11 protein-coding genes and 1 pseudogene are annotated in these 10149 nt (G+C 67.8%); 2 read left to right on the top strand and 10 right to left on the bottom strand.

Annotation, left to right across the window (positions count from 1 at the left end; translation table 11 throughout):
• The 4 genes and pseudogenes from flhF to G3O06_RS43975 form a co-directional block, all read right to left on the bottom strand.
• A pseudogene (gene flhF, locus G3O06_RS43960) lies at positions 1-221 on the bottom strand (flagellar biosynthesis protein FlhF); the annotation flags it as partial.
• Positions 218-2317, bottom strand: a complete 2100-nt coding sequence (gene flhA / locus G3O06_RS43965; RefSeq protein ID WP_205819819.1) for a flagellar biosynthesis protein FlhA — start codon at positions 2315-2317, stop codon at positions 218-220. The gene flhA and the pseudogene flhF, both read right to left, overlap by 4 nt.
• On the bottom strand, positions 2314-3510 hold the full coding sequence (gene flhB, locus G3O06_RS43970) for a flagellar biosynthesis protein FlhB (protein ID WP_175001026.1): 1197 nt from the start codon (positions 3508-3510) through the stop codon (positions 2314-2316). The genes flhA and flhB overlap by 4 nt, the downstream gene beginning before the upstream one ends.
• A 381-nt stretch (positions 3511-3891) precedes the next feature.
• The gene (locus G3O06_RS43975; RefSeq protein ID WP_174919042.1) at positions 3892-4272 is read right to left on the bottom strand and encodes a DUF805 domain-containing protein; all 381 of its coding nucleotides are present in this window, start codon (positions 4270-4272) and stop codon (positions 3892-3894) included.
• 57 nt (positions 4273-4329) lie between these two features.
• Here G3O06_RS43975 and G3O06_RS43980 point away from each other — a divergent pair, with 57 nt between their 5' ends.
• Entirely contained in the window at positions 4330-4578 is a 249-nt protein-coding gene (locus tag G3O06_RS43980) for a hypothetical protein (protein ID WP_205819820.1), read from the top strand.
• 39 nt (positions 4579-4617) lie between these two features.
• Positions 4618-5046, top strand: coding sequence for a hypothetical protein (locus tag G3O06_RS43985; protein WP_205819821.1), 429 nt, complete (start codon positions 4618-4620; stop codon positions 5044-5046).
• 74 nt (positions 5047-5120) lie between these two features.
• Here G3O06_RS43985 and G3O06_RS43990 read toward each other — a convergent pair whose 3' ends face one another.
• The 6 genes from G3O06_RS43990 to G3O06_RS44015 form a co-directional block, all read right to left on the bottom strand.
• Complete coding sequence (locus G3O06_RS43990; RefSeq protein ID WP_205819822.1) at positions 5121-5618, bottom strand: VOC family protein; 498 nt, start codon at positions 5616-5618, stop codon at positions 5121-5123.
• Between the two features lie 168 nt (positions 5619-5786).
• Positions 5787-7031, bottom strand: a complete 1245-nt coding sequence (locus G3O06_RS43995) for a DUF3443 family protein (RefSeq protein WP_205819823.1) — start codon at positions 7029-7031, stop codon at positions 5787-5789.
• 16 nt (positions 7032-7047) lie between these two features.
• On the bottom strand, positions 7048-7551 hold the full coding sequence (locus G3O06_RS44000) for a DUF2844 domain-containing protein (RefSeq protein ID WP_174974786.1): 504 nt from the start codon (positions 7549-7551) through the stop codon (positions 7048-7050).
• Positions 7552-7815: 264 nt separating this feature from the next.
• The gene (gene cheZ, locus G3O06_RS44005; protein ID WP_174919037.1) at positions 7816-8547 is read right to left on the bottom strand and encodes a protein phosphatase CheZ; all 732 of its coding nucleotides are present in this window, start codon (positions 8545-8547) and stop codon (positions 7816-7818) included.
• A 1-nt stretch (position 8548) separates the two neighbouring features.
• A complete protein-coding gene (gene cheY / locus G3O06_RS44010; protein WP_039346818.1) occupies positions 8549-8944 on the bottom strand; it encodes a chemotaxis response regulator CheY in 396 nt (131 codons plus the stop codon).
• A gap of 67 nt (positions 8945-9011) precedes the next feature.
• Complete coding sequence (locus G3O06_RS44015) at positions 9012-10103, bottom strand: chemotaxis response regulator protein-glutamate methylesterase (protein WP_011350600.1); 1092 nt, start codon at positions 10101-10103, stop codon at positions 9012-9014.
• Positions 10104-10149 lie beyond the last annotated feature (46 nt).

Raw genomic sequence — 10149 nt, forward strand, 5'->3', positions numbered from 1 at the left:
CCAGCCGGCACGGATTCCAGCGTGCGCGGCGCGGCGATGCGCGGGCGCGCCGCGGCCGGCGGCGTCACGGCGGCCAGGTCCGAATCGGCGAGTGCGACGATTTCCACGCTGCCGTCATCGAGCGTGCGGTTCGACAGCACGACCGCGTCGGCGCCGAGTGCCTCGCGCACGAGACGAAGTGCGTCGCGGCTCGTTGCGCCGGTGAATTTGCGAATGTTCAAGCGGAACCCCCGATGACGTTAACGACTTTGATCGTGCGTGTGTCCGGCACTTCGGCATACGACAGCACTTTCAATTGCGGCAGGCTGCGGCGCAGGAAACGCGCGAGCATCGCGCGCAGCGCGTGCTGCACGAGCAGCACGGGCGGCAGCCCGAGATTCTGTTGACGCAGCATCGCCTGTTGCGTGCCGGTCAGAAGGTTGTGCGCGAGGCTGGGTTCGAGGCCCGGGTTCGCGCCGGTGGCGAGCGCCTGCGACAGCACGCGCTCCAGATTCGAGTCGAGGCCCATCACCTGCATTTCGCCGGCGCCCGGATACCACTGCTGCGTGATCGCGCGGCCGAGCGAGAGCCGCACCGCGGCCGTGATCTCGAACGCGTCGCCGCGGCCCGCGTGTTCGGACACGGCCTCGAGGATCGTGCGCATGTCGCGGATCGGCACGCCTTCCTCGAGCAGGTTCTGCAGCACCTTCTGCAGCGTCGTCAGCGAGATCGTCTTCGGCACGAGGTCCTCGACGAGCGACGGCGCGTCCTTGCCGGTGCGCTCGACGAGCGCCTGCACTTCCTGGCGGCCGAGCAGCTCGGCCGCGTGCTGGACGACCAGATGGTTCAGGTGCGTCGCGACGACCGTGCTCGCGTCCACCACCGTGTAGCCGTACACCTGCGCCTGTTCGCGCATCGCGACGTCGATCCACACGGCCGGCAGCCCGAACGCGGGATCCTGCGTGACGGCGCCCGGCAGCGCGGCCGTCACCTGGCCGGGGTTGATCGCGAGCCACTGGCCCGGGAACACTTCGCCGAAGCCGATCTCGACGCCCTTCAACGCGATCCGGTACGCGTTCGGCCGCAGTTCGAGGTTGTCGCGGATATGGATCACCGGCGGCAGGAAGCCGATTTCCTGCGCGAATTTCTTGCGGATGCTCTTGATGCGCTTGAGCAGTTCGCCGTCGCTGTTCTTGTCGACGAGCGGAATCAGCCGGTAGCCGACTTCCAGCCCGAGCGGGTCGATCAGCTGCACGTCGTCCCAGGTCGCCTCGTGGCTGTCCGACGGCAGCACGGCAGGCGGCGCGATGTCGGTCAGGTCGCCGGCCGCCTTGCGGGCCGCCGCGCGTTTGGTCTGCGTGCGGGCCAGCCAGATCGCGCCGCCGCCGAGGGCGAGGAACGCGAAGTGCGGCATTCCGGGGATCAGCCCCATCAGCACGATGATCGCGCCGGTGATGTTCAGCACGCGCGGGTTCGTGAACAGCTGGCCGGTGATCTGCGTGCCGATGTCCTCGTCGGTCGCGACGCGCGACACGATCACGCCGGCCGCGGTCGAGATCACGAGCGACGGGATCTGCGCGACGAGGCCGTCGCCGATGGTCAGCAGCGTGTAGTTCGTGCCGGCCGCGGCGAACGTCATGTCGTGCTGGACCATCCCGACGATCAGCCCGCCGATCACGTTGATCGCCATGATGATCAGGCCGGCGATCGCGTCGCCGCGCACGAACTTCGACGCGCCGTCCATCGACCCGTAGAACTCGGCTTCCTGCGACACGGCCAGGCGGCGCTTGCGTGCCTGTTCCTCGTTGATGAGGCCCGCGTTCAGGTCGGCGTCGATCGCCATCTGCTTGCCGGGCATCGCGTCGAGCGTGAAGCGCGCGGACACTTCGGCGATCCGCCCCGCGCCCTTCGTGATCACCATGAAGTTGATGATCATCAGGATCACGAACACGACGATACCGACCGCGAAGTTGCCGCCGACGAGGAAGTGGCCGAACGCCTCGATCACCTGGCCGGCCGCATCGGGGCCCGTGTGGCCTTCGAGCAGCACGACGCGCGTCGACGCGACGTTCAGCGACAGGCGCAACAGCGTCGAGAACAGCAGCACGCTCGGGAACGCCGCGAAGTCGAGCGGCTTCATCGTGTACATGCTGACGAGCAGCACCATCACGGACAGCGCGATGTTGAACGTGAACAGCAGATCCAGCAGCATCGGCGGCAGCGGCAGGATCATCATCCCCAAAATCATGCAGATGAGGATCGGGCCCGCGAGCGAGCGCAGGTTGGTGCCTGCGAGCAGGTTCGGGCGCTTCGCGAACAGGCCGGTCGGGGTGCTCATGCCAGGCCTCCCTTACCGAGCGTGTCTTCCTGCTCCTCGCGTTCGTCGTCGGCGGAGACCGACGCGCCCTTGTCGAGATCGGCCGGCACCTCCAGGTCGACCGGCACCGCCGGGAACGCACCGCCTTCCGAGCGGAAGCGCTTGAGCTGGTAGACCCACGCGAGCACTTCGGCGACGGCCGAGTACAGCGAGCCGGGAATCTCGCGTTCGAGTTCGACGTTGTGATACAGCGCACGCGCGAGCGGCGGCGCTTCGAGCAGCGGCACGTTGTGTTCGGCCGCGAGTTCGCGGATGCGCGCGGCGACGAGGTTCACGCCCTTCGCGACGACCTTCGGCGCGCGCATCTCGCCGTCCGTGTACTGCAGCGCGACGGCGAAGTGCGTCGGGTTCGTGACGACCACGTCGGCCTTCGGCACGGCCGCCATCATCCGGCGGCGCGCGATCGCACGCTGCTGCTGGCGGATCCGGCCCTTCACGTGCGGATCGCCTTCGTTCTCGCGATGCTCGCGCTTCACTTCTTCCTTCGTCATGCGCAACTTCTTGTTGTACTGCCAGATTTGGTAAGGCACATCGAGCGCGGCGACCACCAGCATCCCGGCGACCGTCGTGCCGCAGCACACGGCGACCAGATGCAGCGCATCGGGCAGCGCCACGCCGATCGGCTGCGTCGCGAGGCCGAGCAGTTCGTCCTTGGCGCGCCAGATCGCGATGCCGCCGATCCCGCCGACGACCAGCGTCTTCGCGACCGACATCCCGAGCTGGATCGGCCCCTGGATCGAGAAGATCCGGCCGAGGCCCGAGATCGGATTCAGGCGGTCGAACTTCAGTTCGAACGTCTTCTGCGAGATCAGCCAGCCGCCGAGTGCCATCGGCGCGAGCAACGCGGCGACGCCGGTGAGCGCGAGGAGCGGCAGCAGCGCGGCGAAGCCTTCGAGGCTCGCGCTGCCGGCCGCCGACAGCATCCGGTTCGTGTCGAACGCGGTCGCGCGATCGAACGTGAACGCGCCGCGCAGCATCGCCTGCAGATGTCCGCCCGACGGGCCCGCGAGCAGCCAGGCGCCGTAGAACCCGGCCGCGAGCAGCGCGAACGAAGCCAGTTCGCGCGAACGCGCGACCTGCCCCTCCTCGCGCGCCTTCTCGCGGCGCCTGGGAGTGGCGGCTTCGGTCTTGTCGAGATCGCTCTCGTCTGCCACGGGGCCTCCAGTCGGGTACGGCGGAATGCCGCTTTCCAGTGACACCGATTATTCATGGAGGCGTCAAACACCGATCGGTCGAGCAAAGCCGGGAAAGGGGGGTATTTCGGGGAATCGGGCGAGCCGGCGCAAACGGGGCCGGACGGGGGACGGAACGCCCTGCGGCGCGGCGAAAAAACGGGCCGGCGGATGCGATGGCGGGTGTCGGTTCCGGACGGCCGGTTGCGGACGACCGGTTGCGGACGGCCGGTTCCGGACGGAACGGCGACGGCGTGAAGCGAGGAAAAAGCGCGGAAAGGGTGAAGCAGTGCAACGGCGCAGCAGGTGCGACGCGAAATCAGGCCCCGACGCGACGGCGTCGCGCGCCGGGGCGGGTGCCGGTCAGGCCGCCGGGATCGGATCCGCGCCGAAGCGGTTCGGGCCTTCGGTGCCGCGCGAGCACATCCACACGAGCAGCAGGATGCCGCCGACGATCGGAATCAGCGCGAGCAGCAGGAACCAGCCCGAGCGGCCCGTATCGTGCAGCCGGCGCACGCTGACCGCGATGCTCGGGATGATCAGCGCCAGCGAAACCAGGCCGATCACGACGAGCAGCAGCAGCGTGATCAGGCCCGCGTCGTGGCCTGCCGCGCCGATGATCTGCGCGGCGATCGACAGCGCGCAGGTCAGCAGCGCGAAGTACCAGTATTCGGCACGGCGCGCACGGCCTTCGAATGTCGCGTATTTATTGAGTGCGGAACGAACGGCTTCAGAAAAATTCATTTTATTACCCTCCTGTTTTATATTGACGACCCCGGAAACAACGCCGGAATTATATGTTTGAATTTCGACGGATTCCATCTATTTTCACGTGCCGGGCGACACCCGCACCGGCCCGCCTTGCCTGCCGGCACGGCACAGGAACGGCTGCAGCAGCGGAATGCGGCGCCGCAGGCTTGCATGCCGCGTCATTTTAATAATCTTGAAGACCTGACAGAAACTACAGCCTCATATAATCCAGTATTTGATTACAAGCGAATGAAATCGGGTGCGATCGATAATCGGCGCGAGTATGCCTCATTCGATTAACCGGCCCGCATTACGCTGGTGTGCAAAGCACGCTACGCTTTGCCATTCCCGATTCCGGTCGAACCGCACCATGCTCCGTCATCCGCTCGTTCCGTCGCTGTCGCTCGCCTGCGCGCTGGCCGCCGGCTGCGCGTACACGCCGGGCCCGGCGCACAGGCGCCCGATGCGCCGCACCCCGGCACGATCGCGCTGCACCATGCGTGGAACGGATCGACGGAATCCCTGCGCGCGCAGGATTTCCCTGAAAGCTTCACCTTCCGCTGCGTCGACGCGCACGGAGAACCGGCTGAACGTGCCCGCGCGGCCTGGTGCGTGCCGGTCGTCGAGATCGAATCGGTATCGGTCGATGGCGCCGGGCGCCCGGTCGCGCCGGCCGACGCCGTACGGATCGAAAGCAGCACGTACGGGCCCGGCCACCGCTTCCTCGACCATACGCGCCTGATGCGCGACGGCCGGCCGCCGGCCTAGCGCCCGTTCCGGCCACTCACGGGCCTGCGCGGCCCCTTGAGCCGCGTTCACGCCGGCAGCAGGCTACCCTGCCCCTAGCCCGCCGCCGCCCGCTGCAGCGCGTCGAGATCGAGCTTCTTCATCGTCATCACCTGCGCCATCACGCGCTCCGCGCGCGCCGGGTCGCCCGCCATCAGCTCCGGCAACTGCACCGGCACGACCTGCCACGACACGCCGAAGCGGTCGCGCAGCCAGCCGCACTGCTGCGCGCGCTCGTCGCCGCCTTCCGACAGGCGCGCCCAGTAGCGATCGATTTCGTCCTGGTCCCGGCAGTTGACGACGAACGACACGGCCGGCGTGATCTGGAACACGGGGCCGCCGTTCAGCGCGACGAACGCCTGCCCGTCGAGCTCGAACGCGACGGTCATCACCGCGCCCTCCGCGCTGCCGGATGCGTGCGCGCCGGCCTTGCCGTAGCGCGCGACGTGCACGATGCGCGCGTTGTCGAACACCGACACGTAGAAACCGGCGGCCGCCTCGGCGTCGCTGTCGAACCACAGGAACGGCGTGATGCGTTGTATGCGCGGGCTCATGGCGCTGCCTCCTCGATATCGTGCCGGCACGAGTGCCGGTACTACATCGTAGGCGCTGCGCACGCGCACGGCGGCGCGCCGGTCCGACCCGTCGGGCCGCGCGCGGCCGTCGAATAAAAAAGGGGGCGATTGCTCGCCCCCCCCTCTTCAGCGTACGGCCGTGCCGCGTCAGAACGCGACGAAAGGCTGCGCGCCGCCGCTCGCGGTCTTGTCCATCCCGAAGTAGATCGTCCGGTTGTAGAAGTGCGGCATGCCGAGGTCGAGCCAACTGGACGAACCGAACGGGCCCGCGATGTCGTTGAACGCGAACGTCGACGGGTTCGCGAACAGCGCATCCGCGTTCGCGACGGACATCGACACGGTGGCGGCCACGCCGTTCTGGCCGGTCAGCGTCGCCGAGTAGCTGGCCGGCGACGATGCCGGGCAGTAGAACTGCGTGTTCTTCGGGCAGGTCGTCGACGTAGTCGTCGAATCGTTGAAGAAATACGCGTTCGAGCCCGTATCGAAGAACGCCATCACGTTGCGCCCCTGGAACGTCGCACTGACGTCGCCCGTCGTGGTCGACGTCATCACGGTCTTCCCGGTCATGTCGGGCAGACCGAACGTCAGCGTCCCGGTTGCGCTGGCCTGTCCGCTGTTCGAGATGCTCGGCATCGTCACGCTCACCCCGCTGCTGTCGGCGAAGCGATGTACCGGGTTGGCCACCTGCTGCGCCACCGGCACGAGCGCAACCGCGCAGTTCGCGTTGTCGCCGTTCGGGCACGCGTAGTAGTTGTTGTTCGACGAAGTCGACGTCGCGCAGGTCGTGCCGCAGTCGACCGGCGCCGGCCCGATGCCAAGGATCCCGTTCGCCCCGAGCGCGCTCGCCGAGTTGGCCGACGCGCCGCCGTTCGTGCATGAACTCGGCACGTTCGTCGTGCCGAGGTCACCGATGATCTGCACGGGCAGCGAGCTCGCCTGCTCGGAGCCGATCGACAGGTCGATCGTGCGCACCGAGCCCCATGTGTAGCTCGACACGAACTTGCCGCATTCGGCGACCGGCGCACCGCCGCTCGTCACCTGCGGGAGGCTGCCGAGCACGCCCGACACCGCGCTGCCGACGATCCGCAGCCCGTAGGACGCGGTATCGACGAGCACGTTGTTGACCACCTGGCAGTTCGACGTGCCCGGCGCGCAGACCTTCACGCTGACGGTCGGGATGTTGATCACGTTCGCGACGCCGGAGCTGACGGTGATGACGGCCTTGTTCCCGGAATTACCGTCCGAGCCGCCCGAACCGCCGTTGCCGTTGTTGCCCGAGCTGCTGCCGCCACCGCCGTCGCCGCCGCCGCCGCATGCCGTCACGAGGACGGCCGTCGCCGCCGCAAGGCCCAGCACGCCGAGCCAGCGCTTGAATGTACGAGGAATTCTCAAGATCGCTCTCCCGCTGTCACTGGATGTCGGTGCCGGCCAGGCCGGCAGGCAGCGCCGCCGGCAGCCATGCCTGGCCCGAGAAGGCGCCCATGTGGCCGCCTGTCCGGATCACGAGGCCGTTCGTATCGACGGACACGGGCGCGCGCCAGCCGCGCGCCTTGTGCGCCGCCTGGACGCCAGCGGTGTACTGCGGGAAATAGCTGCCGAGCAGCGACGCGAGATCCGGCATCGTCGGCCCTTGCCACGCGAGGCCGAACACGCTGCCGGCGGCCGACGTGTATTCGTGGATGACGGTGCCCGATCCGAGCTTGATCTCGCGGACGGTATAGGCGGCCGTGCTCGTCTGCACGCCGTCTGCCGAACGCATCGCGCGCTGCAACGCGCGTACGGTTGCGGCCTGATCGTCCGCCGGCGGCGACATCGGTGCGCCGCCCAGTTCCGCGTATGCGTGGACGCTCCACAGCACACCCATTGCAGCCGTCGCGTGCGCGACGGCCCAGCCCAAGCGTTTCAGCTTCACGTTCCCCCCCAAGGGACTGGCTTCGTTGCCGGCGGTGCGGCCATCGGGCCCGCGCCACCTGCCAACATATGAAATCGTATGAATGACGCTACGTTGCTGCTGACGCGTAGTATGCCTGCTGAGTGTGTCGAAGTGTCAATTTGACGCAGGATCGGCCACCCTGGGGCTTGCAGGTGACACGCGCGCGGGAGGCGGTGCGGGGAACGCGCGACGCATGCATCGGGCGGCGCCGCAACACGCGGCGCGCCGATGCATGCGGCAGGGTCAGAAGCCCAGGCTGGCGAGCAGGTCGTCCACCTGCCCCTGGTCCTGGACCACGTCGGTTTTGCCTTCCGGCGCGATCTGCGGGCCGTTCAGCAGCGACTCGGGGCTGCCGGTCGAGCTTATCTGCTCGGCCGCGAGTGCAGCCGCGGTGGCCGCGAACTGCTCGCGCCGCTCGGGCGCGATGTTCTCGACGAGCACCGTGAGGAGCTGCTGCTCGATCAGGTAGACCATGTCCATGATCTTCTTGATCACCTGCCCGGTCAGGTCCTGGAAATCCTGCGCGAGCATGATCTCGAGCAGTTGCGCGCTAGTTGCCGAAGCCGACTCGGGCAGCGTGCGCAGGAACGTGCGCGTATCGTCCATCAGCTCGCGCACTTCCGCGTGCTCGATCGGTGTCGCGTACCACTGCGCCCAGCGCGCGTCGAGCGCCTCGGCCTCGTTCTGGATGCGCTCCTGCATCGGCTTCGCGACCTCGATCGCATTCAGCACGCGCACGGCGGCCTGCTCGGTCATCGTCGCGACGTAGCGCAGCCGGTCGCGTGCATCGGGCACGGCTTCCGCCGCCCGCTCGACATGCTTGTCGAGCCCGAGCTCGCGCATCGAATCGCGCAGCGTGCGCGTGACATGGCCGATACGCGCGAGGATGCGGTCGCCCGCGAAACCGGCACCTTCGGCCTGGCCGTCGGCGCTGAACCCGGCGCCCGTCAGCGCTGCATGGATCGGCTCGTTCACGTCAGCTCCCGGTCTTCGCCATCTTGTCGATGATCTTGTTCAGCTTCTCGTCAAGCGTCGCGGCCGTGAACGGTTTCACGACGTAGCCGCTCGCGCCGGCCTGTGCGGCCGCGATGATGTTCTCCTTCTTCGACTCGGCCGTGACCATCAGCACCGGCAGGTGCGTGAGCGTCGCGTCCGCGCGGATTTCCTTCAGCATCGCAAGGCCGTCGAGGTTCGGCATGTTCCAGTCCGAGATCACGAAGTCGAAACCGCCGCCGCGCAGCCGCGCCAGGCCGGCCGCGCCGTCCTCGGCCTCGTCGACGTTCGAGTAGCCCAGTTCCTTGAGCAGGTTGCGGACGATCCGGCGCATCGTCGGGAAATCGTCCACCACCAGGATTTTCATGCTCTTGTCCATCGTCGTTCCTTTCCAGATTCGTTTCCATCGGGACACGTATCGTGGCACGCGCCCCGTGACATTCCATTCAAACGCGCTGCACGCGGTCGCCCATTGTCGCCAGGCGCGCCATCACACGACGGCTCATCTCGGCGAGCGGCACGATCTCGTCCGCGCCGCCGAGCGCGATCGCCTCGCGCGGCATCCCGAACACGATGCAGCTTGCTTCATCCTGCGCGAACGTGTGAGCACCCGCGCGTTTCATTTCCAGCAGGCCGGCCGCGCCGTCGCGGCCCATCCCGGTCAGGATCACCCCGATCGCGTTCTTGCCCGCGTGCGTCGCCGCCGAGCGGAACAGCACGTCGACCGACGGGCGGTGCCGGTTGACCGGCGGCTCGTCCGACAGTTGCGCAATATAGTTCGCCCCGCTCCTTGCAAGCAACAGGTGCGCGTGGCCCGGCGCGATATACGCATGGCCCGGCAGTACACGCTCGCCGTGCTCCGCTTCCTTCACCGCGATCCGGCACAGGCCGTTCAGCCGCTGTGCGAACGACTTCGTGAAGCCCGGCGGCATGTGCTGCGCGATCAGCACGGCCGGCGCATCCGGCGGCAGCGGCGTCAGCACTTCGCGGATCGCCTCGGTGCCGCCCGTCGACGCGCCGATGATGATCAGCTTCTCGGTACTGACGAGCGGGTTGTTGATCATCGGCGCGGCCGGGTGGCTGTCCGCCGCGCGCGCGACGGCCTGCGGCTGCGGCGCCTGGCGCACGCGCGCACGCGACGCCGCGCGGATCTTGTCGGCGAGCTTTTCCGCGTAGTCGAGCATCCCGTCGCGAATCCCGACGCGCGGCTTCGTGACGAAATCGACCGCGCCGAGTTCGAGCGCGCGCAGCGTGATTTCCGAGCCGCGCTCGGTCAGCGACGACACCATCACGACCGGCATCGGCCGCAGGCGCATCAGCTTCTCGAGGAAGTCGAGCCCGTCCATGCGCGGCATTTCGACGTCGAGCGTGAGCACGTCGGGGTTGTGCTGCTTGATGAGCTCACGCGCGACGAGCGGATCGGGCGCAGTTGCGCACACCGTCATGTCGGGCTGGCTGTTGATGATCTCGGTCATCAGGCTGCGGATCAGCGCCGAATCGTCGACGCACAATACTTTGATCTTCTGCACTGCGGTCATGCCTCCTGCTTTCTTGATAGGTTCGCCGCCCGCACGCCGCCAGCCG

This window comes from Burkholderia sp. Ac-20345 (genome assembly GCF_017104825.1).
In the GTDB taxonomy this organism is placed as follows: domain Bacteria; phylum Pseudomonadota; class Gammaproteobacteria; order Burkholderiales; family Burkholderiaceae; genus Burkholderia; species Burkholderia lata_B.

Coding starts and splice junctions, on each gene's coding strand:
- G3O06_RS43975 (WP_174919042.1), bottom strand. CDS start 4,272: ATGAATTTTTCTGAAGCCGTTCGTTCCGCACTCAATAAATACGCGACA.
- flhA (WP_205819819.1), bottom strand. CDS start 2,317: ATGAGCACCCCGACCGGCCTGTTCGCGAAGCGCCCGAACCTGCTCGCA.
- G3O06_RS44015 (WP_011350600.1), bottom strand. CDS start 10,103: ATGACCGCAGTGCAGAAGATCAAAGTATTGTGCGTCGACGATTCGGCG.
- G3O06_RS43990 (WP_205819822.1), bottom strand. CDS start 5,618: ATGAGCCCGCGCATACAACGCATCACGCCGTTCCTGTGGTTCGACAGC.
- cheY (WP_039346818.1), bottom strand. CDS start 8,944: ATGGACAAGAGCATGAAAATCCTGGTGGTGGACGATTTCCCGACGATG.